This window comes from Streptomyces sp. NPDC002306, from assembly GCF_053593435.1.
On sequence record NZ_JBSFCK010000031.1, the window covers coordinates 32,987 to 55,118 of the forward strand.

21 protein-coding genes are annotated in these 22,132 nt (G+C 72.6%); 12 read left to right on the top strand and 9 right to left on the bottom strand.

Annotated elements, in window-relative coordinates:
• The first annotated feature begins 346 nt into the window (after positions 1 to 346).
• On the top strand, positions 347 to 2,431 hold the full coding sequence (locus ACWCQK_RS33890) for a hypothetical protein (protein ID WP_451161670.1): 2,085 nt from the start codon (positions 347 to 349) through the stop codon (positions 2,429 to 2,431).
• 264 nt (positions 2,432 to 2,695) lie between these two features.
• Here ACWCQK_RS33890 and ACWCQK_RS33895 read toward each other — a convergent pair whose 3' ends face one another.
• The 3 genes from ACWCQK_RS33895 to ACWCQK_RS33905 all read right to left on the bottom strand — a co-directional run bounded on the left by ACWCQK_RS33895 (position 2,696) and on the right by ACWCQK_RS33905 (position 5,026).
• Complete coding sequence (locus ACWCQK_RS33895; RefSeq protein WP_451161672.1) at positions 2,696 to 3,421, bottom strand: hypothetical protein; 726 nt, start codon at positions 3,419 to 3,421, stop codon at positions 2,696 to 2,698.
• Between the two features lie 314 nt (positions 3,422 to 3,735).
• A complete protein-coding gene (locus ACWCQK_RS33900) occupies positions 3,736 to 4,308 on the bottom strand; it encodes a GNAT family N-acetyltransferase (RefSeq protein WP_451161674.1) in 573 nt (190 codons plus the stop codon).
• Between the two features lie 94 nt (positions 4,309 to 4,402).
• Entirely contained in the window at positions 4,403 to 5,026 is a 624-nt protein-coding gene (locus ACWCQK_RS33905) for an HD domain-containing protein (protein WP_451161676.1), read from the bottom strand.
• Between the two features lie 364 nt (positions 5,027 to 5,390).
• On the opposite strand from ACWCQK_RS33905, the gene ACWCQK_RS33910 reads away from it, so the two are divergent.
• The 4 genes from ACWCQK_RS33910 (at position 5,391) to ACWCQK_RS33925 (ending at position 8,816) form a co-directional block, all read left to right on the top strand.
• Positions 5,391 to 6,044 (top strand): hypothetical protein, encoded by a 654-nt coding sequence (locus ACWCQK_RS33910; protein WP_451161678.1) that lies wholly within the window; start codon positions 5,391 to 5,393, stop codon positions 6,042 to 6,044.
• A gap of 225 nt (positions 6,045 to 6,269) precedes the next feature.
• A complete protein-coding gene (locus ACWCQK_RS33915) occupies positions 6,270 to 6,722 on the top strand; it encodes a hypothetical protein (protein WP_451161680.1) in 453 nt (150 codons plus the stop codon).
• Positions 6,723 to 6,894: 172 nt separating this feature from the next.
• Positions 6,895 to 7,347 (top strand): MarR family winged helix-turn-helix transcriptional regulator, encoded by a 453-nt coding sequence (locus ACWCQK_RS33920; protein WP_451161682.1) that lies wholly within the window; start codon positions 6,895 to 6,897, stop codon positions 7,345 to 7,347.
• Between the two features lie 11 nt (positions 7,348 to 7,358).
• Positions 7,359 to 8,816 carry an MFS transporter gene (locus ACWCQK_RS33925; RefSeq protein ID WP_451161722.1) on the top strand — a complete coding sequence of 486 codons (1,458 nt, stop codon included), beginning with the start codon at positions 7,359 to 7,361 and terminating at the stop codon, positions 8,814 to 8,816.
• A gap of 138 nt (positions 8,817 to 8,954) precedes the next feature.
• On the opposite strand, the gene ACWCQK_RS33930 is transcribed toward ACWCQK_RS33925, so the two are convergent.
• The 5 genes from ACWCQK_RS33930 to ACWCQK_RS33950 form a co-directional block, all read right to left on the bottom strand.
• Entirely contained in the window at positions 8,955 to 11,189 is a 2,235-nt protein-coding gene (locus tag ACWCQK_RS33930) for a bifunctional serine/threonine-protein kinase/ABC transporter substrate-binding protein (protein WP_451161684.1), read from the bottom strand.
• Positions 11,190 to 11,206: 17 nt separating this feature from the next.
• Positions 11,207 to 13,357, bottom strand: coding sequence for a bifunctional serine/threonine-protein kinase/ABC transporter substrate-binding protein (locus ACWCQK_RS33935; protein WP_451161686.1), 2,151 nt, complete (start codon positions 13,355 to 13,357; stop codon positions 11,207 to 11,209).
• Positions 13,357 to 14,289, bottom strand: coding sequence for a hypothetical protein (locus ACWCQK_RS33940; protein WP_451161688.1), 933 nt, complete (start codon positions 14,287 to 14,289; stop codon positions 13,357 to 13,359). The genes ACWCQK_RS33935 and ACWCQK_RS33940 overlap by 1 nt, the downstream gene beginning before the upstream one ends.
• 426 nt (positions 14,290 to 14,715) lie before the next feature.
• Entirely contained in the window at positions 14,716 to 15,801 is a 1,086-nt protein-coding gene (locus ACWCQK_RS33945; protein ID WP_451161690.1) for a hypothetical protein, read from the bottom strand.
• 323 nt (positions 15,802 to 16,124) lie between these two features.
• Positions 16,125 to 16,601, bottom strand: coding sequence for a DUF6924 domain-containing protein (locus tag ACWCQK_RS33950; protein WP_451161692.1), 477 nt, complete (start codon positions 16,599 to 16,601; stop codon positions 16,125 to 16,127).
• A gap of 302 nt (positions 16,602 to 16,903) precedes the next feature.
• On the opposite strand from ACWCQK_RS33950, the gene ACWCQK_RS33955 reads away from it, so the two are divergent.
• Together ACWCQK_RS33955 and ACWCQK_RS33960 are read left to right on the top strand one after the other, a co-directional pair.
• A complete protein-coding gene (locus ACWCQK_RS33955) occupies positions 16,904 to 17,653 on the top strand; it encodes an SDR family oxidoreductase (RefSeq protein WP_451161694.1) in 750 nt (249 codons plus the stop codon).
• A 103-nt stretch (positions 17,654 to 17,756) separates the two neighbouring features.
• Positions 17,757 to 18,257: a DUF937 domain-containing protein gene (locus tag ACWCQK_RS33960; RefSeq protein ID WP_451161696.1), complete on the top strand. Its 501-nt coding sequence runs from the start codon at positions 17,757 to 17,759 to the stop codon at positions 18,255 to 18,257.
• 319 nt (positions 18,258 to 18,576) lie between these two features.
• Here ACWCQK_RS33960 and ACWCQK_RS33965 read toward each other — a convergent pair whose 3' ends face one another.
• Positions 18,577 to 19,029 carry an Lrp/AsnC family transcriptional regulator gene (locus ACWCQK_RS33965; protein ID WP_451161698.1) on the bottom strand — a complete coding sequence of 151 codons (453 nt, stop codon included), beginning with the start codon at positions 19,027 to 19,029 and terminating at the stop codon, positions 18,577 to 18,579.
• A gap of 132 nt (positions 19,030 to 19,161) precedes the next feature.
• Here ACWCQK_RS33965 and ACWCQK_RS33970 point away from each other — a divergent pair, with 132 nt between their 5' ends.
• The 5 genes from ACWCQK_RS33970 (at position 19,162) to crcB (ACWCQK_RS33990) (ending at position 22,114) form a co-directional block, all read left to right on the top strand.
• Positions 19,162 to 19,617 carry a PaaI family thioesterase gene (locus ACWCQK_RS33970; protein WP_451161700.1) on the top strand — a complete coding sequence of 152 codons (456 nt, stop codon included), beginning with the start codon at positions 19,162 to 19,164 and terminating at the stop codon, positions 19,615 to 19,617.
• Entirely contained in the window at positions 19,614 to 20,606 is a 993-nt protein-coding gene (locus tag ACWCQK_RS33975) for an MBL fold metallo-hydrolase (RefSeq protein ID WP_451161702.1), read from the top strand. The genes ACWCQK_RS33970 and ACWCQK_RS33975 overlap by 4 nt, the downstream gene beginning before the upstream one ends.
• Before the next feature lie 253 nt (positions 20,607 to 20,859).
• The gene (gene crcB / locus ACWCQK_RS33980) at positions 20,860 to 21,342 is read left to right on the top strand and encodes a fluoride efflux transporter CrcB (RefSeq protein ID WP_451161704.1); all 483 of its coding nucleotides are present in this window, start codon (positions 20,860 to 20,862) and stop codon (positions 21,340 to 21,342) included.
• Positions 21,339 to 21,743 carry a DUF190 domain-containing protein gene (locus ACWCQK_RS33985; RefSeq protein WP_451161706.1) on the top strand — a complete coding sequence of 135 codons (405 nt, stop codon included), beginning with the start codon at positions 21,339 to 21,341 and terminating at the stop codon, positions 21,741 to 21,743. The genes crcB (ACWCQK_RS33980) and ACWCQK_RS33985 overlap by 4 nt, the downstream gene beginning before the upstream one ends.
• Positions 21,740 to 22,114, top strand: coding sequence for a fluoride efflux transporter CrcB (gene crcB / locus ACWCQK_RS33990; protein WP_451161708.1), 375 nt, complete (start codon positions 21,740 to 21,742; stop codon positions 22,112 to 22,114). The genes ACWCQK_RS33985 and crcB (ACWCQK_RS33990) overlap by 4 nt, the downstream gene beginning before the upstream one ends.
• Positions 22,115 to 22,132: the final 18 nt, after the last annotated feature.

Genomic DNA, 22,132 nt, shown 5'->3' on the forward strand with positions numbered 1-22,132 from the left:
TCCTGGGGATCGGCTCGGCTGTTCCTGCGGGGCGGCCCCCGACGGCACGGTGCTTCACCGGCGGCCCTCGTGCCGAGGCGGCGGTGCCGGCCGAGCGCCGCGACGGGGTCCGGGCGGGAAGGCCGGGGGGTCTCGCCCGGGCCGCCCGCTCCGACGCGCCTCCGGTGGACATGTCACTCGGCCGGACGGGCGATCGATGCACGCCGGGGTGGTTCGCGACGGTGCAGGCCTGAGCTTCGCGCCGGTGATCGCCGTGGTGGCGCACCGACCGAGGTGACGAGGGCGAAGATCACTCGTTTGACCGTATGAACGGATCTCACCCGTACACCGGAAGAACGAAGCGATCATGTTGATGCGTCGGCGGACGACCCCGGACAGCGCGCTGCGCGTGCTCGATGTCGAGCGGGCGGAGGCCGCTCTGGTGGAGCACTACGCCAGACTGGTCCGCCTCGTCTACGTCACACTGCCCCGGCGCCCGGGCCGTCACCGGCGGGTACTGGCCGCACATGGCCTCGTGCAACGGGCCCTGCCGCGCCGCGGACTGGTCGTGCCGGGCCAGCGGCAGGCGGTCGACGGGCGGACGGACGGAGCGCACGAGTACGACGCGTTACGGACCCGCGTCCTGCGGGCGGCGCTGTCGGAGGACGCGCGGCGTGGCCGGCGGTCCCGCGCGTGGGTACGGCGGCCGGGGCGCCCGGTGCTGCCGAGGGTCTGGGGCCTGCGTGTCTTCCCGCAGGCGGGAGGCGCCGACGAGCTGGCTCTGGACCACGCCCTGGCGGAGGCCGGGTGGCCGGTGCGCGCGGCGTGCGCGCTGCTCGTGCTGGAGGGACTGCCGTCCAGCGAGGCGACCGGCGTCCTGCGGGACGTCGGTGTCGTGGAACCCGAGCGGGCCTTGCGGGCCGCGCGCCGGCTGGTCGCCGAGGCCGCGCCACGGGACACGCGTGCGGACGAAGGCGCGTCCCCTGCCCGGTCGAAGGACGCCGGCCCGAACGCGGTGGGGCCGCCCGGCATCGCCCGGGGCGAAGCGGTTCCCGGGAATGCCACGCCCGTCGCGGCCACCGCGGCGCCCGCCCTGCTCGCGCCGGAGTTCGACCCGTGCCTGCTGCACGCTCGCCCGACCGATCTGCTGCGGCGCAGGCACCGTGTACGCGCCACGGGGGCAGCGCTGTTGGCGGGTGCCGTCGCGCTCGGCCTGCTCTGCCTCTCGGTCGGCGGCGACGACGGGGGCAGGACCACGACACGGCGGTCCGGACCCTCCCGCGCGACGGACGTCGGCCTGCTGACCCGCACGCCGGCCGACGCCTGGGCCGACACGGCACGGGTCGACTTCACCGCCTGGCCGGCCCGTGGCGGGCGCACCGGCGACCGGGTACTGCTGGACCGCGCCCTGCGGGCCTGGTCCGACCCGGCGTGGCAGGGCCGGCGGGTCACCGAGCCGGGCGCGGCGCCCGTCGGCTCCGGCCGGGCGCCGCGGCTGCTGTTCGCGGGCGACGTCGACGACCGCGCGGTCGTCGTCCTCCTCGACGGCCTGAACACGGTGCGCTACAGCGAACCGCTGCGCGGCGACGGGCCCCCTCCCGAGCTGTCGTCCGCGCTCACCGAGGGAGCCGACGTGACGACGGCCGCGGCGATCGTCGTCGCGCGCACCCCCCGGTCCGTACGGCTGCTGCTGGCGCCCTGGATCGCCGAGGCGGACGTCCGTGACCTGCTGGCGCCGGACACTGCGGCCCGCGCCGTGCACCGTTTCGCCGACGGCCTCACGGAACCCGTACCCCTGCCGCCGGCCGCGGGCGACTGCCGTGAGCGGTTTGTCGTGCAACTGCGGTCCTCACCGCGCATCGTGGAGAACCACGCGTTCCTGCTCGCCGACCTCGGAGGGATGTCACCCGCCCATCTGACGTACATGCCTCCCCCGGAGCCCGGGGTACGCCCTCGGTCCCCGCGCGAGGCCACCGGCCCGGCGGCGCTGCGGGGCTGGGCACGAGCGGCCTGCCGGCTGGACGGCCTGCGCGGTCAGGGCGTACGCGCGGTGAACCACTGGGTGTTCGCCACCCAGACCCTGCCGGAGAGGGCCGGCAAGACGACCTGGGTATGCGCGCGGGCCGACACCTGGCAGGGCCCGGGCCGCGTGGAATACCTCTTCCTCGGCCCGGACACGAGGTCGGCGGCACGCGCCGTCGGCGGCCGCCGGAACACCGCCGAGTGCAGCCGGTTCGGGCAGGACGTGCTGGCCCACACCGACTGGCGGGCTCCGTCCGGCACCCGGTACCTGCTCGCCGCCGGAAGCAGGTCCGTCACCCGCGTCGAGGCGTCGGGGTCGGTGCGGGCGGCCGCGCAGGGCCCCCTGCTCGCCGTACGCGGCACCGGCGGCGCCGACGCGAAGGTCACGGGGCGGCTCCGGGACGGGAACGCGATCCCGTCCGCCGAGTGAGCTCACCACGGCGGTCCGTGGTGCCGCTGTCCGGCCGCCCGACGGACAGGTGCTGCCGCGGTCCTGACCGAACGGATGGCAGCCGAGCGGAACGACGGTCGCTCGACGCCGTCGACGCTCCGAGCACCGGATCGGTGCCCGGGCCGGTCAGGGCTCCGACCTATGTCCGCCACGCGTAGGTCGCCGGAGGCGCCGTACGGCCCGGAGCCGAGACGGGTCGGTCGGCGGCGCGACACGGCGTCCCCGCCGCCGCGCGCCCAGTCGTCAGGAGTCGGGTCGGTCGTCGTGGTCAGGCGCGGGGTGGGGCGTCGGCGGCCCGGCGGCGAGTTGGGGGAGCAGGTCGCCGAGCGGGGTTCCCTGGGCCCAGCGTCGGAGCGCCGGGCCGTCGAGGAGCAGCGTGTTCTCCTGGCGGTGCGCCCAGCGGATGTCCCGGGTCTGGAAGCTGCCCCGGTGCACGACGAGTTGACGCAGTGGCTTGGAGCTGTCCCGGTGCGCGTGCGGGGGTGGTGGGTCCTCATCGGGCAGGGGCTCGGCCACGGGCCGGAAAGCGACGTGGAGTTGGTGGCCGTCCGGGGTGCGGGCGCGCAGCCGTGGCCGGTCCGGAGCGGGCAGCAGCCGTACCCGCCAGCCGTCGCGCCGGAGCATCCGCGCCACCGCCAGCGCGAGGCCCTGGGTGTCGAGTGCGAGGAGTTCCTCGGGGGTGTAGTGCCCACGGCGGCGGCGGGCGTTGGGGCGTCGTCGCCGGATCCCGATCGAGACGGCGACGACCATGAGGACGATCGCGGTGACAGGGACGCCGATGCCGGCGGTGCGGTAGCCCGCGGTGAGTGCGGCGGTCACCGCGCACACCGCTATGACCACCCCGATGAGGGCGGGCAGCACGTCGCGGAACCTGGGGCCGTTGAGGTCCTGAACTCGCGCGGGGCGTGCGGCGAGCCGTTTGGGCGGGTGCGGTGATGACGGGCGGATCGTCCACGACAGGCGTGCCACCGTGTCAGCCCCCCATGCTTCGCCACTACCGGTGCTGGACGCATACCCAACGCGCGGCCGGGCCGTGCGGCCGGCGGAGGTATTCCGGCCACACGTACCGGCGCACGGGAGCGTCGGACGGCGCGTGGAACGCCGGTGACGGTGGCTGGAGGGTTTGCCGGGGACCGAGTGCCGTAGGCAGCAGGGGAATTCACGTACTCCGCGGTGGTCCGATCACCGGAAGACGGCCTCCAGATGGGCCTGATGACGACGGGGTGGCACGGATGGCCTCCCAGGCGCGGATGCGGCGGTCGAGGAGGGGCCTCCGCGCGTGGTCAAGCGTGCTCGGCCGTCCTGGTCTTCCACTCGGCCGCCGTCATTCGCCAGATGACCACGGTCCCCGTTTCGCCCGGAGCGGTGGGCTGCCCCTCAGGTGCTCGTACGCGTTCGACCTCGGTGAAGCCCAGGCGGCGGGCGATGGCCCCGCTGGCGGGGTTGGCGGCATCGTGATGGATCTCGATGCGGTCGATGCCCGGCAGCCGGAAGCCCTGGCGGACCAGCGCCAGCGCGGCCATCGTGGCCAGACCACGGCCGGTCCACCGGGGATGGAGCCAGTAGCCGATGTCGAGCCCGCCCGCACCGATGCGGCGCATGAGGCCACAACTGCCGATCACCGCGGTGCCTGAGGTGATGGCGAAACCGAAGGCTTGTCCGGTCTCCCACTCTTCCTGGTTCCGGGCCAGGAAATCGGAGGTGTTCTGCCGGCTGTGCTGGGCCGCCCAGGGCATCCACGGCACCAGGTGGTCCAGCGACTCGTGGATCGCCCGTTCGAGGGCGTCGACGTCGCCCATGCGCCAGCGGCGCAGTTCGACCTGGTCAGAACGGAGATTTTCGGCAGGCTCGTCCATGCACCGGATGCTCTCTCGTTCCACAGGGGCTGACAAACGTATAAACGGCTGCTCGTGGCCCCGGCTCGGGAGATCCTGGCGCGGCCCGGATCGGTCAGTGCCCGGCGGACGCCGCCGCGGCGACCCGCTCGACGGCCGGCCGCCAGTGGGCCAGTCCCGGCACCCGTAGACCGATGACCTTGCCCGCGTCGTCGGCGCGGCGCAGTGCCACCGCGGCCTCGAAGTCGGGGTCGGCCTCGAAGGCTGCGACCTCGGCCTCGGTCATCGCACCGCCCTGGCAGCCGAGGGTGCGGGCGCTCTCCGGGGAGAGTGTGAGCCGCGGGTCGGTGGCCGCCAGGTACCGCTTCGCCGGGATGTGCAGGGCGACGAGTCGCGCGGTGCGCGGTCCCAGCAGGGCCGCGACGGCCGCCCCCGCGTGCTCTCCGTGGCCGGCCTCGTCGCCGGGCAGCAGGTGGTGGCCGATGTCGTGGACCAGCCCGGCCACCTGGAGCTCTTCGTCGTCCGGGTGCCGCTGTGCCAGGACGGCCGCGACCTGGAGCCCGTGGTCGAGGATGTCCACCGGATCACCGGACCTGTCCGGCGTGTCCCAACTGTCCTCGCAGTCGGCGAGCAGAGCCATGAGCCCGTCCACGGAGTCGACAGGGTCCACGCGGTGCACGGGGTCCATGGCGTGCGCGGGGTCCACAGGGCCCTCGGGGGCCGTGGGGTAGTCGTTCATGTCGCCAGGCTGATGCACTCGACGGTACGGAAGGTGGAGCCGAGGTGACATGTGGGGGCGGTGGCTGTGGGCGGGCGACGGGCGCACGCACCGCGAGGCCCGCGGGGAGCCGGGCGGTACCGGGAGAAATTCGTTGAGTGATCACCGCCGAGGCTCTCTAGGATCACGTCCGGGGCGTCCATGGCGAAAGCGGGGGAGGGTTCGATGCGTCGGGGTCGCGTTCTCGCGACGAGGACGGTGACGCCGGCCGAAGCTCCAGAGCGACGTCATGCGCTCAAGCCATAGCCACGAGGGGAGACCCGGACACGTCCTGACAGTGAGCACTCGCGCCGACGTCAGGCGACCCGCGGGTCTCGGAGAACCGATGAAACTGCACCTCACCATTCACCAAGCCCGCCTCGGCGCACGGGAGTTCAACGTCATCCGGCCCGCCCGGCCGCTGGCCCACGCCGTGCTCGTCGACCACGATCGACACCTGGACGCCTACGCCGACCAGGACGAGGCGCGGCGGATCGGCGGCCTGTGGACGCTCGCCGCCTCCTCGCCTCGTTCACTGATCCACCTGCCCCTGCGAGCCAATCGGCCCCCTTCCCACGAACTGCCCCACGACGGCACCAGGCGGCTCGATCTCGTCCTGTCGCATCACTCGCTCCAGTTCGCGCCCGCACGCTGGAAGGAACTTCGCGGGCGACTCGGTCCGGGCCGTCCGCGGAGCGTGACGCTGCCCGACCCGGGACACACGGACACCGCGGCCATCGACCCCGGGACCCGGCATCACCGCGAGAACAGAGACCTGTTCCACCAGCACCTCCACGCCGAGACGCTGTTCATGACCGGCAGCGAGAAGGTTTTCCGCGATACCGCCCGGCACTTCCTCGACGTCGCGCGGAACGGACCTGGCTACGTCCCCCTCCATCCGAACTACCCCCGCTATTGCACGGAGTTGCACTCCGGCGACGGCATTCTCGGCAACGCGCGCGAGATCCATATCGAGTACTGCGACCAGTGGGACTCATGACACGGCACAACGGCCGCCCGCGGTCCGGCCGAGGCCGCGGCCGTGGCCCCGGTTCCGCGACGGAAACCGGTGGGCGCGCCTTCTCGCCTGTGCCAGTCTGCGGTGAGACCGGTCTGCGGTCTGCGGCAGGGGGTTGCGGTGGGTGTCGGTGACTTGGTGCGCGCGGAGTTGGAACGACACCCGTGGGATGTCCTGAGGTGCGGCTGCGGTGAGAGGGCCGAGCACGTGCCGATGATGTTCGAGGTGATCATCGAGGCCGAGACGGCCCGCGACATGATCGGATACACCCTCGACGATCACCTGGAGCGCGGTACGAATCTCTTCGAGGCTTCCGTTCCGGCGGTCGGTGTGATCCTCGCCGCGCTGGCGGGGGAGCTGTCGCCCATGGCCCGACGGCACTTCTTGGACACCTTGTGGCGCATGGTGAGTGGCGAGTCCTGCGCGTCGGAGGCGTCTCTCGGGCGTACACGGCTGGGCGATGAGTGCCGTACCCGGTGCCGTGAAGGTCTGTGGGTCGTCGTACAGGTCGGCCTCACCGGCGGCGCCGACGAGGCCGGGACGGCCGCGGACATCTTTGAGTTCGTGGACCCGGACGAGGCGAGGTCGGCGGCCTACCAGTCGCTCCTGCGGCGCCGTACGGAGGCCAGAACGAAGCGCCGGAAGGCCGCCGACAGGTGATCCGGCGTCGATGCCGCGCGCGGCCGAGTGCGGACCGCGTGCCGTAGGAAGCCGAAGGGGGCGCGCGCATGCGTCGCCTCGGTCCATGTCCCGCGTGCGGTGGTCACGTGGTGGCGAGTCGGTGGTGGCGAGCTCTTTGCGCAGTCCAGCCTGCGCAAGTTAACCTGTAAGTATGAGCGAGATCGCTGACACCTCCGGCGTGTCCGAATCGGCCCTGCGGGCGGCGCGTGACGTGCGTGTGGTGTTCAGCAGGCTCCGCCGCCGCATGCGCGAAACCTATGACCCCGGCGACCTCACGCCGTCGCAGACGTCCGTCCTCAGCCGGCTGGACAAGGACGGCGAGGCGTCGGTCAGCGACCTCGCGGCCGCCGAACGCGTGCGGCACCAGTCGGTGGCCTCCACCGTCGCCGTACTGGAGGAACGCGGCCTGGTCTCCCGGCGTCCGGACCCCGGCGACGGCCGGCGGCAGTTGGTCTTCGTCACGCACGACGGTCACACCTTCCTCGAGGACCGCCGTCGCGCCGGCGAGGGCTGGCTCACCCGCGCCCTGGAGGACCGGTGCACGGAAGCCGAACGGCAGACCCTCATCCAGGCGGCGGCCGTACTGGAACGGATCGTGCGGTAGTGAGCGGCAAGGTGACCCGCGGCCTGCGCCGGCTGCGCCCCCGCTCGGCCAAGACGTCGGGCGGGACCTTCGACCGGCGGCTGCTGGCTCCGATGATGCTGGGCTCGGCACTCAACCCGATCAACTCCTCCATCATCTCCGTCTCACTGGTACCGATCGGTGCCGCCTTCGGCGCACCTCCCTCCCGAACGGCATGGCTGATCTCCGCCCTCTATCTGGCCACCTCCATAGGCCAGCCGGTCGTGGGCCGGCTGATCGACCTCTTCGGGCCGCGCCGCCTGTTCCTGGCCGGGACGGCGCTGACGGGTGTCGCCGGTGTCGTCGGCATGCTCGCTCCCGGCCTCGGCGTGCTCATCGCCGCGCGCGTACTCCTCGGCTTCGGCACCTGCTCCGGCTATCCCGCCGCCATGTACCTCATCCGCAGCGAGGCCCGACGCACCGGACAGGAGAGCCCCGCCGGGGTCCTCACCGCGCTCGCCGTCACCACCCAGACCATCGCCGTCATCGGACCGAGCCTCGGCGGCCTGCTGATCGGTGTCGGCGGATGGCGCGCCACCCTGGCCGTCAACATCCCCCTCGCTCTCGCCGGCCTCTACCTCGGCGTCCGCCGACTGCCCGCGACCCCCGCCGCCCGCCGCGGCGCGGACCGCCATCCCGTCGCCGCCCTGGACCTGCCCGGCATGGCGCTCTTCGCCACGGCCCTGGTCTGCCTGCTGCTGTTCCTCATGAACCCCGGCGGCGGCCACTGGTACCTCCCGGCGCTGACCGTCGCCGCGGCAGCCGCCTTCACCTGGCGCGAGCTGCGTACCCGGCAGCCCTTCATCGACCTACGCGTCCTCGGCGGCAACCTGCCGCTCCTCGCCACCTACGCCCGGGCCCTGCTCGCCTACATCGTCAGCTACGCGTTCCTGTACGGATACACCCAGTGGATGGAGGAGGGCCGAGGGCTGTCCGCCTCTCAGGCCGGACTGGTCCAACTCCCGCTCTTCGCCACGGCCCTGGTGGTGTCCACCCTGACCGGACGCCACCAGGCGATCCGCGGCAAGCTGCTGGTCGGTGCCGTCGGTCAGACAGCCGCGTGCTCCCTGCTGCTGGCCCTGCACGCCGACAGCGCCCTGTGGCTGCTTGTGGGCGTCGCCGTCGTGCTCGGCGTCCCGCAGGGTCTGAACAGCCTCGCCCTGCAGAACTCCGTCTTCCACCAGGCCGACCCCGACCGTATGGGTTCCTCCGCCGGTCTCCTGCGCACCTTCGGCTACCTCGGTGCCATCGTCGCCTCCGCCGCCGACGGGGCCTTCTTCGGACCGCGTGCCGACACCGGCGGCCTGCACGAACTCGCCTGGCTCCTGCTCGCCGTCAGCGTCCTCTTCCTCGGCGTGACCGTCGCCGACCGCTCCCTGCGCCGCGTCGGAGCCGCGCGGGACGACGACACCACCACTACCGGCCCCCGACCCAAGGAGGCCGGCCGGTGACGTGACCGATGCCGCCGCCGCGAGGGACATGATCCGACGTCACCACGTCACCACGTCGACACATCGACGCGTCACCATGTCGATGCGCGGGCGGGGCGCGCCGCGGTCACCTCTCCGTGCACCGGGCGGTCGAACCGGTCAGCTCACCTGGTCGTACCGGCCGAGGAAGCCGAACTTCCCGTCCTTGACCTGGAACAGGAAGGTCGTGTTGTCGGGCGTGAGGCTGTGGGTGAGGTCCTGGGTGAAGCTGATGGGCTTGGCCACGCCGTCGTAGCTGAGCTTGAAGAGGCGTTCGGCGACCTGCCCCGGGGTGATGTCGTCGCCGCCCAGGGCGGTCAGGGAGGCGGCGATCAGGCCCACGGCGTCGTAGGCCTCGGCGGCCCAGCGCGCGGGCGGCGCGCCATAGCGTGCGCGGTACGCGGCGGTGAAGTCCTTGGCGGCCTTGGCGCCGGACGCCTGCGGTACGCAGTAGGGCGCCTCGAACACCCAGCCCTCGGCCGCCTCGCGGGCGGCTTCCGGGAAGGCCGGGCGCATGACGGGTTCGAAGCTCACGCGGGGCCCGGTGAAACCGGCGGCGGCCAGAGCGCGGGCGCAGGCCGCGGCACGGGACGGCGAGATGCCGGCGTAGACGACGGCCTGCGGGTGCGCCGCCAGCGCGGCGGCGACGACCGGCCGGACGTCGTGCGCGTCGGACGCCAGGGGGTGGACGGTGCTGGTGCCCTCGCTGGGCGGTGTCTCGCGCAGGCTGCGCGCGATGTCGGCGGCCCGGTCGCCCGCGGCCAGGTCCTGGATGACGGCGGTGCGCTCGACCTTGTGGACCCAGGTCAGGTAGGCGAGCACCGGAATCGTCCGGTAGGTGGTCGGGGCCGTGGTCACGCCGAGGGTGCGGATCGTGGCCGAGGACAGGCCCATCGCCTCGTAGTCGACCGAGAGGGGCAGGACCGGCATGGACGCGGTCCCGTACAGGGGGACCGCGGCGCGGGCGGCGGCGACCGTGGTGGGGCCGATCACCCCGCACAGGGACCTGTCGGCGAGCAGCCGGCGGGCTCCGTCCTCGGCCCGTGCGGCTTCCCCGCGATCGTCGTACGTGGTGAGGGCGAGCCGGAAGCGGGTGTCGTCGCGGGCGTTGTGGGCCGCCACGGCGAGCCGGGCGCCGTGTTCCTGCGCCAGCCCCGCCTCGCGCTGATCACCCGTCAACGCGGCCTGTAGAGCGATGACATGGGTGGGCGGGTCCGGGGCCGCGCCGTCCTGGGAACCGCCCTTGCCCTTGGCCAGCAGGACCGCGGCGCCGGTGCCGGACGCGGCGAGTACCGCGACGGCCGAGCCGCCGATGGCGAGGATCCGGCGACGGGAGGGCCGACGCTCCGCGCCGACGGGGCTCCGTTGCACGGCGGTAGGGGTGGTCTGCCGGGGCGGGGGGTCCAGCGCGCGGGTGGAGTGTTCGGTCACCAGGCGCAGCGCCACGGACGGCAGCCAGTCGGCCGTTCGGTCGGCGGCGCCGGTGAACTCCGGTTCCCAGGCGCGGTGTTCCCCAGGCCCGGTCGTCGTTCCGCCCGCATGCTCGACCGCGCCCAGGATGTGGGCGAGTTCGGCCGCACCGGGCCGCTCGGCGGGGTCCTTGGCCAGGCAGCGGGCGATGGCCGCCCGCAGTACGGGCGGGAGTCGGTCGAGGCCGGTCGCGTCGGGCGCCTCGTGCACGGTGCGGTACAGGACGGCGGCCGGGTCACCGGTGCCGAAGGGCCGCCGCCCGGTGGCCGCGTAGGCCAGCACACAGCCGAACGCGAACAGGTCGCTCGCGGGAACGGCCTCGCCACCCGTACGGATCTGCTCGGGAGCGAGGTAGCCGGGGGTGCCGATCAGCGCGCCGGGTTCGGTCAACGCCGTGGCGCCGTGGGCCTGGGCGATGCCGAAGTCGATCAGCCGGGGACCGTCGAGGGCGAGCAGGACGTTGCCGGGCTTGACGTCCCGGTGCACCAGCCCGGCGGCGTGCACCTCGTCCAGCGCCTCCGCCAGTCGGGCGCCGAGCGCGGCGACGGCGTGCGGCGGCAGCGGGCCGTGTCCGTCGACCAGTTCGGCCAGCGAGGGGCCGGGCACGAACGCCGTGGCCAGCCACGGCTCGCGGGCCTCGGCATCGGCGGCGGTCACCGGAACCAGCCAGCGGCCGGTGAACCCTCGCGCGAGCCGCGCCTCGCGACGGAACCGCTCCCGGAAGGCCCGCTCGGCGGCGTACTCGGCACGGATGACCTTCAGGGCGACCAGGTTTCCGGCAGGGGTGCGCGCCAGGTAGACCACACCCATGCCGCCCGCACCGAGCCGGGCGAGCATTCGGTGCCCGCCCAGTTCGTCCGGGTCCTGTGCGTGCAACGACCGCATCGGCGCCCTCTCCGGTGTCAGGTTCCGGAGATGTCCAGCGCGCCACCGTAGGCGAACCGGCCGTCCGTGACGCGGAATCGGTGCAGTCGCCGCGCCTTCATCTGCTTGTCCGCGTCGAAGGCGTACGTCGCCGCCACCCCGGTGAACCGGGCCCCGGCGACAGCCTGGGTGAGCCGCTCGTGAGAGGGCCGTCCGCCGCCCTTCGGCGCGAGGGCGGTGAGCCGGTCGGCGAGCAGGCGCGTCACGTCGTACGCCTCGGCCGACCAGGGACCCGGCGCGTCGCCGTACCGCTTGCGGTAGGCGGCGGCGAAGTCGCGCACCGGGGCGGCGTCCGGACCGATGTACGACGTCAGCGTCTGCCAGCCCTCGGCCGCCTGCCCCGCCCGGGAGACGAAGGCCGCGGTGGCCGAGGCGGGATCGAGGAAGCGGGGCCCGGCGAAGTTCCGCTCCGCGAGCGTGCGGGCGACGGCGGCGGCGCGTTCAGGGGTGCCGACGTAGAAGAATCCGTCGACGCCGTGACCGATCATGTCGTCGACGACGGGTTCCAGTGCGCTCGTGCTCGCCAGGGCGGGCACCACGCGCAGATAGAGCGACAGCCGGCCGCGCGCGGCGGTGTGGGCCACGATCACGGACTCCATCCCGGCGAGCCTGCCCGCCCGGTCGCCCAGCATGCCCAGGCTCTTCACGCCCGCCACGCCGAGTGAGGTCACGGTGGTGAAGGCGCCGTACGCGGACAGGCAGGCGGCACGGAAGTAGGCGTGCGGGACGGTGCTGGCGAGGGCCGTCCGCGCGGCACTGGTCGACAGCTCCGACACGGTCAACAGCGGCATCCTGGCACCGTCGTAGACCTCCAGCGCGGCCTGCGTCGAGGTGTAGTCGGTGGGACCGAGCACGGCCACCACGTCGGCGGCGCCGGTCAGCCGCCGAGCCGCCCGCACCGCTCGGACGGCCTCACCCCGGTCGTCCTCGGTGCGCAGGGCGAGCGTGAAGGGCCTGGTCCTGCGGGCGTTGAACCGCTCCACCGCCAGCCGCGCTCCACGCTCCTGCGCACGCCCGGTCTCCCGCTGCGGGCCGGTGAGATCCGCGTGCAGTCCGATGACCCAGGAACTTCCCGCGCTCCGCGCCGGCGGGGAGTCCGGGTCGTCGCGCAGTGCAGCCCACAGCGCCGCGCCGCCGCCCGCCGCGAGCAGGGCAGCGCCGCCGCCCAGGGCCAGGATCCTGCGACGGCCCGGCGCCCGCGACGCGGGCGGCTCCGACAGGACGGTGGGCTCGATGCCCGGCAGGGCGAGCATCTCCGCCGACCGTTCGGCGATCATCCTCACCACCGGGTCGGGCAGCCAGTCGACGGTGCCGGCGGGGGCGTCCTCCACCAGTTCGGCGTCCACCTGGGCGGCCGTCGGCCGCCGCTCGGGGTCCTTGGCCAGGCAGCGGTCCAGCAGCGCCCGCAACTCGGGGTCCGCGACACCGTCCAGTACGGGGGTGTCGTGCACGGTGCGATAGAGCAGCGCGTCCGCCGCGCCGGTGCCGAACGGCGGGCGGCCGGTCGCCGCGTACGCCAGGACGCACCCCAGCGAGAAGACGTCGCTCGCCGCCCCCACCTGCCGCGCCTGAGCCTGCTCGGGGGCGAGGTAGCCGGGGGTGCCGACCACCATGTCCTGCGAGGTCAGCTCCGTCTCGTCGGCCGCTGTCGGGCGCGCGATGCCGAAGTCGATCAGCCGGGGACCGTCGAGGGCGAGCAGGACGTTGCCCGGTTTGACGTCCCGGTGCACCAGATCCGCCTCGTGCACGGCGGTCAGGGCGCGTGCCAGGACCTTGCCCAGCACCCGTACCGCACGGTCCGGCAGCGGGCCGCAGGCCGCGACCGCCTCGCCCAGGGAAGGCCCGGGCACGAACGCGGTGGCCAGCCACGGCGCCCCCGCCGCCGTGTCGGCGCCGAGCACCCGCACCACCCAGGGGCTGTCGACCTGCCCGGCGGAGGTGGCCTCGCGGCGGAACCGGGCCCGGAACTCCGCCTCTTCGGCGTACTCGGGCTGGATCACCTTCACCGCGGCCAGCTCGCCGGTCTCGGTGCGGGCGAGGTAGACCACGCCCATGCCGCCGGCGCCCAGCCGCCCCAGCAGCCGGTTCCCGCCCAGACGCGAGGGGTCGGTGGCAAGCAGCCGTTCCATCACGCGCCTCCCTCGGCGTCCTTGGCTTCCGGACTCTCGGCGGAGGACGACGGATCCGGTTCCGGCGAGGCCGAACCCGCTCCGGTGGGGCTTCCGATCGCCGCCTGCACCCGCAGCAGCATCCTGCTCGCCACCTCCACCTCGCGCAGGGTCTGCCGGTGCCCTCCGCACACGGAGGCGCTGATCACGACCGAGCCGAAGAGCGCCTGTGTCCACGAGTAGACGTACGGCCCGCCCCGGGTGTCGCTGACGCACTCGCCCGACTCCGACAGGGAGTCGTCACTGGTCACATTGCCGCTCTCACCCCATGCGACGGCCGTCGAGGCGAGACCGGTCAGCCGTTCGCCGGGCCGCAGGGTCTGCTCGGGGCAGCCGACCGCCTCCTCCAGCATCCCGGCCTCCTCCCAGGCCGCGTCCAGTGCCGTGCGGTGCACCGTGACCGTCGTCGACAGCCGCACCGCCTCCTCGGCACCGTCGGCGGGCACTTCGAAGTGGCGGGTCAGAGTCGCCAGGATGTCCCGCGGCAGTTCCTGCCGCTGCCATGCGCAGTCCGCGCCCAGCACCGCCCAGGTGCGCGGGTCGCTCTCGTACGGCGTCGCCCGCGTCGCCCCCGACCCGACCAGTTCCGGATCGGCGATCATCTTCCGTACGAACGCCTCGGCCTCGTCCACGGTGTGCGGCTGCTTCGCCGGATCCGCCTGCTCCGTCGGCGACACCGCGGGTAACGCACCGGCCCCGGTACCCGCGTCCGTGCCGGTGCCCGCTCCTGTGGACGCCCCGGTCCGCGCGCCACCGGCGCTGCGGCCCGCACCAGGGCTCGACTCCCGCGACGTTTCCCCGCCCGGTGCGCCGCCTCCGTCCGTACAGCCGGCCAGCAGCGCCGCGCACACCGTCACGATCCCGCAGACCGACCGGGCTCTCGCATACGTCACGGTCCCTCCTCCCACGTCGAGTTCTCACCTTGCGCAGTGCTTCGCTCGCGGTGCTCCGGCCACGGGGCTCCGGTCACAGCCGCTCCATGTGACCGCCGCCGTGTACGCCGTGGACGCGTGTGGTTCGGATACGCGGTGTACGGGTGTCGTCCGGGCGCGGTGGACACGTCGTGTCATCGGCGGGCTCGTGCCTGTACCGATGCCACGCCGGCATCGCGCGGTTCCTCCAACATCCTTAATTTTCAAGGTAGTTCATCATGCACCAGGGACAGGGCACTTCGCATGGTGTGATCCCGCGGGACGCGATGCCCGGCGCGGCGGCGGGGCGCCGAAACCGCGGTGGCGGCTGTCGGCCGACGGCTGTCGGCTGTCGGTGTCAGCGGCGCCGGGGCGCGGCCGTTGCGCGACCTCCTCGCCGTCCGTGACTCATCCCGACGGGAGTTCGTCACCTCGACCGGAGTTGCCGCGTGCCCACTGTGCGGCCTGGACGGTGCCCGCCTGGATGTCCCGCTGGGGCAGCCGAAGGCCGAGTGCGCTATCCAGGGCGTGGAAATACAGCTCGAACTCGTCGGTCAGTTCCGGGTGATCCAGTTCGGCGCGGCGTAGGGCCCGGTTGAGGAAGTCGAGTTGACCGCCCCGGTAGTAGGGGGCGTGACCCCGCTTGTACCAGATCAGTTCCAGGGCACCCCAGTCGTCGTCGACGCGGCGGCCCTCGCGTGTGTAGCCGAACGTGTAGATGGCCTTCGCGGCGCAGGCGCTGAGCCGCACGGTCTCCGTGACCCCGAGCCGGGCAAGAGCCGCGCTGTCGGCTCTGATGCCGGGTGGCGTCTCGTGGTACATCAGGAAGGCCCAGTCGCCCGCCTGCCCGAAGCAGCAGCTCTCCCACTCGATCTCCCATTGGTCACGGCCGGTGCCGTCCATGGCGCGCAGGTCCGACAGGCGTGTCCCGGCGGCCGTCTGGCCGGGATCGGCGCCGTGGAGCAGGGCGATCCGCTCGGCGCTGATGTCCTCGCCGCGGAAGAACGCGAGGTTGGTGTAGGGGTCCTGATCGCGCCATGTGCCCGCGATCCAGGCGAGGTGCTCCAGCGGATCGCGGCGGCACGGCCGCGCCGTCCGCGTGCCGTCCACGCCGCCGTCGCGGAACCTGCTTCCCCAAGCGGGGTCGATCTCGTCCAGCATCCCGGCCTGTCCGGTGACGAGATCGGTGACCGCGCCCTGGCCGGGGGAGTGGGCCACGATGTGCTCGGCGAGTCTGCCGACCGCCTCCTCTGCGGCGAAGTACAGCACCTGGTCGAGATCCCTGGTCGCGAAGATCTCCCGGTGCGGGCCCCGGTAGCCGCGCACGGTGCCGTCCTCGTCCACGACGAGGTAGAGGCCCCCGGGATCACCCGCCCGCTGTGCGTACTGGCCGGGTGCGGAGCCGATGGGCGGCAGCATGACGTCGTCGAGCAGGTCGGAGTCCGCGACTGTCCGATGCCATGCCCGCCTGATCGCGTTCTCCGTCATTCGCATGGGCGTCAGTATGCGGCGGGCCACTGACACGACCTGGTCCGCGACTGAACGCCCAGGAGCGCATGGGGGTTCTGCGATCTGGACTCGTGACGAAGCGCCGAGCGCGGGCACTTGAACGGCAGCCGTGTGGATGCGGGATGCCGGGGCGATGAGTCACTCGGGGTCTCGCCGGGCACGATGCTCACCGCGCCGCCGCCGCCCACGCGCCGCCGCCCACGCGGTGGCGGCCGCGACGACCGGGTGACCGACCTCCAGGCCGGTCGGGCGATCCGCTCACGGCTCCGGGTCGTTCACCGAGCGGACCCGTCGGAGGGTTTCGTCCGTCAGACGGCGAACCCCCGGAAGACGCCCTGCGGATCACCTTCGGCCGCTTCCTTGAAATCGCCGAAGGACAGATTGGCGATCATCAGGTTCGCGTGGATCTCGTGGACCCCGACGGCTACGGTACGGAACTCACCGCCGTCCGCCTCGAACTCCTCGTCGCTGTCGCACTCTTCCCTGCTCAGTACGGCCACCGCCAGCAATGTGCCGGGCCGGTCACGCATGGAGTCACGGTCGGCGAGGAACACGACGCCCGACTCCTCGTCGGCGGACGCCGTGGCGAGGAGCTGAGCCGGTGTCCATCCCGCCCACTCCGGGCCGTCGGCGATGTGCACGTACGGTTCGAAGTCCCCGTCTCCCCAGGGTGTCATCAGTTCCGCCCGCAGAGCGGCCCATGCCGCTTCGTCGCTGTGATCGGTCCTGATGATCAGCGCCGCGTCCCGATCGCGCTCTGTCGGCCACTCCTTGTGGTCACTCACGTCGCCGCCCCCATCCGCGCGGGTCACGGCCCACGCCTCCGCGCGGAGGCTACGCGAGACCAGTGACACCCCCGAGCGCCCGGCTCCCGCGTCCGTCGGCCAGGTCGCGGCCGAGTTCCGGGAGGAGGGGCGCTGGGCGCGGGCGAAAGGTGGGATGACGGGCAGGATCGTGCAAGAACGAGAGAGGATGAGTCTACTGTTTTCGCAGCTCAGGGCGATTCAATGGGATGACGAACTCCTCTACGGAGCAGGAACGTGCCTGTCGGTCCGTAGATCCCACCACCTCACCCGGAGCACACACCATGAAGACCATCCTGATCACCGGCGCCTCTTCCGGCTACGGACGCGAGACCGCCCGCTACTTCCACTCGCAGGGGTGGAACGTCATCGCCACGATGCGGACGCCGCGCGCCGGAGTCCTGCCCGAGTCGGACCGGCTGCGCGTCATCGAGCTCGACGTGACGAGCGCCGAGTCCATCGCCGCCGCGCTGGAGACCGCCGGGAGCGTCGACGCCCTGGTCAACAACGCGGGCGTCCCCTCGATCAGCGTGTTCGAGGACATCCCGATGAGCAGGGTGCGGGACGTCTTCGAGACCAACACGTTCGGCGCGATGGCGATGACACAGGCGGTGCTGCCCCGGTTCCGCGAGCGCGGATCGGGCGTGGTGGTCAACGTGACCTCCAGCGTGGTGCTGGGCCACATGCCGCTCTCGGCCGTCTACAAGGCGAGCAAGATGGCGGTCGAGGGGTTCACCGCGTCCCTCGCGCTCGAACTCGCTCCCTTCGGCGTGCGGGCGAAGACGGTTCAGCCGGGCGCCTGCCTGACGACGAACTTCGCGGGCAAGGCGACGAACGGCGTACCGATGGAGGAGCTGGTCTCGGCGCCGTATGCGCCGTTCGTGGAGAAGGCGATGGGTGACTTCATGGGCCAGGACGTGTTCACGACGGAGAGCGATGTCGCCGAGACGGTCTGGCGGGCCGTCCACGACACGACCGGGCAGCTGCGTTTCCCGGCCGGCCCCGACGCCGTCCGGCTCGCGCAGGCGAAGTGAGCCGACGCCGTCGGGCCGCGCGCGTCGAGCCCGTCCCCGGCGCGGAGTCAGGGTGTGGCATCGCATCCGTCACGTCCGGTCGGGTTCGCTCGTTGTGCCGGACATGAGCGAACCTTCATTCCAGGACGACGTGCTAGACGAGCTCGGCGATGACAGGCTGACGGAGATCGCCGCTCTGCTCGGCACCGACGCCACCGGCGCACGCCAGACGATCGAGGTCACGGTGGGCACCATGACCGCCGACCTCCAACAAAAGGCCGACGTGGAGGACGACGAGGTCCGCCAGGCGGTCGCGGAGGTCGCCGCGCCGCCGCTGCAAGGCGTGGCCACCCTCGGTGGAGGCCTGTTGGGCGGCGGCCTGATGGCCGGGGTGCTCGCCAAACTGAGCAAGCCCGTCGCCGCCGCCGTGTCCAGGAAGACCGGCATCCCCGCCGCCACCGTCAGCCGGGTCATCGAACTGCTGATCCCGGTGCTGATGGCCGTCTTCGCCAAGCGCGCGGCCGGGGGCAAGGCCACCGCCGCGGGAGCGGGTGGCACACCGGGTGCGGGCGGCGGGCTCGGCGATCTGCTGGGCCAGATCCTCGGCGGTGGGAAGAGGCAGTAGACGGCCGGTCCTGAGCCGGCGGAGGGTTCCGGTGACGTGAGCGCCGGAACCCTCCGTACCGGCGCGCGGTCATACCGGGAAGCGGGAGGGTCGGCAGCATGGGTTAAGCTTGATCCTGAGCTGGTCGCCGGAACGCAAGGCGACAGGCGCTGCGTTGGTGGTCCAAGGAAAGACGCCCCGCTTCCTGCGGGGAAATGCAGGTGCAAGGCCTGCCCGGCGCTCGATCACGGGGCCCGTTCCGCACGATGTGCGGGGCGGGCCCCGTGCGTTGCCGAAGCTCACCGGGATCCGGACGGTGTCGTGGAGCCTTCGAAGGTGACTACTCGGGCAGTGGCCGGTCCTGGACGACGTTCTTCATGACGAGGGTGGACGTCAGACGCTGGACGCCGGGGAGCTTGGCCAGCCGCTCGTCGTAGAGGTGCTGATAGGCCGTGAGGTCGGCGGTCGCGACACGCAGGAGGTAGTCGGGTTCGCCGAACAGGCGCTGGGCCTGGATGACGTGGGGGATGGCGGCCACGGCCTTTTCGAAGGCCTCGACGGTGTCGCGGTCCTCCCAGCGCAGGGTGGCGAAGACGAGTGCCTCGAAGTCCAGGCCGACGGCGCTGGGGTCGACGACGGCGCGGTAGCCGCGGATCGCCTTCTCCCGTTCGAGGTCACGCACGCGGCGGTGGCAGGGCGAGACACTCAGCCCCACGCGGGCGGCGAGCTCGGTCACCGTGAGGCGGCCGTCCATCTGCAGCTCGGTGAGAATCTTGTGGTCCATGGCGTCCATGAAGAAGATTCTTCCCTGATGACACGGTCATGGTGGACACGCGCAAACACCTTCGGGCATATCACCCTGATCTTCCCTGACGAGTCGGCCCCGCCACTCGCCCACGCCGTGCTGCCTGTCGAAGGAGAACACATGGAAGACCGGACGCGGCAGGAAGAGGCGAGCCCCGAGGTGCGCCGACGCATCCAGGACAGCTTCGGCAGCCAGGGGCTCATGAGTCACCTCGGTGCGCGCCTCTCGCACATCGCGCCCGGCCGCGTGCACATCGTGCTGCCCGGCAGGCCCGAAGTCACCCAGCAGCACGGCTACTTCCACGCGGGCGCCACCAGCGCCGTCGCGGACAGCGCCGGCGGCTACGCGGCCTACACGCTGTTCCCGGAGGACGCCGAGGTCCTCACCGTCGAGTACAAGATCAACCTCCTCGCGCCCGCCGTCGGCGACCACATCGAGGCGATCGGCACCGTCCTGAAGTGCGGCCGTACCCTCACCATCTGCCGACTGGAGGTGTTCGCCGTCCAGGACGGACGGCAAGAACTCGTCGCCACAGGGCAGCAGACACTGATCCGCGTGAACAGGCCCGGGCAGTGAGCGCGCAGCCGCTGCCGTCCTGGGTGACCTGGCGGCAAAGGCCCTTTCCCGACGCCAACTTGCTCCTGCTGCACGGGCGACAGCCGGCCCTGGTCGACAGCGGGTTCGTCGGCCACGCCGCACAGACCGCCGCCTGGGCGCACGCACACGCCGGCCACATCGACCTGGTCGTGAACACTCACTGGCACTCCGACCACGTCGGCGGCAACGCGGCGCTGCAGGCGAGCGGTTCGGGTGTCGCGGCCCACGTCGTGGAGGCCGACGCGATCACCCGCAGGGACCCGGGCTGCTGCGCGGCCGAGCATCTCGACCAGCCGGTCGCCCCGTACACGGTCGACATGGCGCTCGACGACGGCCAGGTCCTGCGCCTCGGGGACGCCGACTGGGAAGTCGTCCACACCCCCGGGCACACCCCAGGACACCTGGCGCTGTGGCAGCCGGACGAGCGCCTGCTCGTGGTCGGTGACGCCCTGTCGGACTACGACGTCGGCTGGGTCGACCTCGCCCTCGACGGCCCCCGAGCGGCCACCACGGCACTCGGCTCGCTGAAACGTCTGGCCGCCCTCACTCCCCGCGTCATCCTGCCCTCCCACGGGCCGATTCCGGCCGACACCACGGCGGCGTTCACCACCGCGCTGCGCCGGGCCCAGCGACTCGTCGACGACCCGGACGGCGCCGTCTGGTACGGCGCACGGCGCGTCTTCGCCTTCGCCCTGATGATCCGTGACGGGATCCCGGCAGCCGAGGCCGAACCGTACCTGCACGCGCGGGCCTGGCTGACGGACGCGGCACGGCTGCTGGGCCGCTCGAGGGAGGTGCTCGCCGCCGAGTTGATCGACACGATGCTGGGCAGCGGCGCCGTCGTCCTGCGCGACGGACGCCTCCACGCGGCAGCCGAACACACGGCGCTCGCACCGGAATCCCTGCGCGTGCCCTACCCCCGCGCGTGGCCGGCCGCGCGGGGAACGGGTGTTGCCGAGGGACGGTGACCGGCGCCCGCCTCTTCGACAGGGGCAGACCGGACAGCAGGGGGCTGCCAGGTGACGCCGGTGTTCCGATGCCTGGCCGCGCTGCCCTCCAGGCCGCCGACCGGTACCCTGGTGGCAGGCGGCCCGACGTGACCGTTGAGCGGTGGTGGGGCTCGCCGTACCCGAACCGCGGCACCGGTGCCGCCGACAGTCCCTACTTGTGACACAGCGCGCCCGCGTGCCGAGGCGCCGCACGAGTAGGAGGCGTACGCCGATGACAGCCCCGCGCGACCGGAGGACCGGGCCGCCGCACCCCGAGGCCGCTCCACCGGCACCCGTCCGACGCCGCGAGCCGGCCCGCGGTCAGGCACCCGTGATCGCCGTCGTCGCCGTGGGCGGTGCGCTCGGAGCCACGGCCCGCTACGGGGGGTCGCTCCTCTGGCCCACCCCCACCGATGCCTTTCCCTGGACCACTCTGCTGGTCAACACGGTCGGCTGCGCGGTGATCGGCGTGTTCATGGTGATCATCTCGGAGGCGTGGGCCGCGCACCGGCTGGTGAGGCCCTTCTTCGGCACCGGTGTGCTGGGCGGCTTCACCACGTTCTCCACCTACGCCGTCGACATCCAGCAACTGGTGCGGAGCGGCCATGCCCGCACCGGCCTCGCCTATCTGGTGGTCACCTTGCTCACCGCACTCGCGGCGGTGTGGCTGGCGGCCGCGGCGACCCGCCGCCTGATCTCCTGGAGGACGACATGACGCGGTCGCACGGCTCCGCACTCCGGATGACGATCTTCATCGGGGAGTGCGACACCTTCCACCACAAGCCGCTCTACAGCGAGATCGTCCACCGCGCCCACCGGGCCGGGCTGGCCGGCGCGAGCGTGTTCAAGGGGATCGAGGGCTTCGGTGCCTCCTCTCTGGTCCACACCAGCCGCCTGCTGTCGCTGAGCGAGGCCCTGCCGGTCGCGATCGTCGTCGTCGACGAGGAGACCCGGATCCGCGCTTTTCTGCCCCAGCTCGACGACCTGGTGACAGAGGGCCTGGTGACCCTGGACGAGTGTGAGGTCATCCGCTACGCCGGACGACACACGGACAAGCGGAGCAAGAAGGGCAAGAAGGGCGACGTGAGCAGTGGGGAAGAGGGGGAGGCCAAGTGACATGGCTTCTCGTGGTGGTCGGCGCGATGGTGGGGGCACCACTGCGCTACCTGACCGACCGCGCCGTACAGGCCCGGTACGACACCGTCTTCCCCTGGGGCACCTTCATCGTCAACGTCACCGGCTGCCTGATCCTGGGGCTGCTGACCGGCGCGGTCACCTACGGGGCGGCCTCCGACTCCCTGCGGCTGCTGCTGGGCACCGGCTTCTGCGGCGCTCTGACCACCTACTCGACGTTCTCGTACGAGACGTTGCGTCTGGCCGAGGGCGGGGCGCGGGTTCTCGCCGCCGCCAACGTGATCACCAGCGTGGTCGCCGGGCTCGGCGCCGCCTTCGCGGGCGCGGCCCTGGCCCAGGCCGTGTGGGGATGAAGCGGACGGGCTGGTGTC

Excerpts from the sequence above, each read along its gene's own strand:
- ACWCQK_RS33890 (WP_451161670.1), top strand. The coding sequence starts at position 347 with ATGTTGATGCGTCGGCGGACGACCCCGGACAGCGCGCTGCGCGTGCTC.
- ACWCQK_RS33900 (WP_451161674.1), bottom strand. The coding sequence starts at position 4,308 with ATGGACGAGCCTGCCGAAAATCTCCGTTCTGACCAGGTCGAACTGCGC.
- ACWCQK_RS33905 (WP_451161676.1), bottom strand. The coding sequence starts at position 5,026 with ATGAACGACTACCCCACGGCCCCCGAGGGCCCTGTGGACCCCGCGCAC.
- ACWCQK_RS33910 (WP_451161678.1), top strand. The coding sequence starts at position 5,391 with ATGAAACTGCACCTCACCATTCACCAAGCCCGCCTCGGCGCACGGGAG.
- ACWCQK_RS33920 (WP_451161682.1), top strand. The coding sequence starts at position 6,895 with ATGAGCGAGATCGCTGACACCTCCGGCGTGTCCGAATCGGCCCTGCGG.
- ACWCQK_RS33930 (WP_451161684.1), bottom strand. The coding sequence starts at position 11,189 with ATGCGGTCGTTGCACGCACAGGACCCGGACGAACTGGGCGGGCACCGA.
- ACWCQK_RS33935 (WP_451161686.1), bottom strand. The coding sequence starts at position 13,357 with ATGGAACGGCTGCTTGCCACCGACCCCTCGCGTCTGGGCGGGAACCGG.
- ACWCQK_RS33945 (WP_451161690.1), bottom strand. The coding sequence starts at position 15,801 with ATGCGAATGACGGAGAACGCGATCAGGCGGGCATGGCATCGGACAGTC.
- ACWCQK_RS33955 (WP_451161694.1), top strand. The coding sequence starts at position 16,904 with ATGAAGACCATCCTGATCACCGGCGCCTCTTCCGGCTACGGACGCGAG.
- ACWCQK_RS33960 (WP_451161696.1), top strand. The coding sequence starts at position 17,757 with ATGAGCGAACCTTCATTCCAGGACGACGTGCTAGACGAGCTCGGCGAT.
- ACWCQK_RS33965 (WP_451161698.1), bottom strand. The coding sequence starts at position 19,029 with ATGGACGCCATGGACCACAAGATTCTCACCGAGCTGCAGATGGACGGC.
- ACWCQK_RS33970 (WP_451161700.1), top strand. The coding sequence starts at position 19,162 with ATGGAAGACCGGACGCGGCAGGAAGAGGCGAGCCCCGAGGTGCGCCGA.
- crcB (WP_451161704.1), top strand. The coding sequence starts at position 20,860 with ATGACAGCCCCGCGCGACCGGAGGACCGGGCCGCCGCACCCCGAGGCC.
- ACWCQK_RS33985 (WP_451161706.1), top strand. The coding sequence starts at position 21,339 with ATGACGCGGTCGCACGGCTCCGCACTCCGGATGACGATCTTCATCGGG.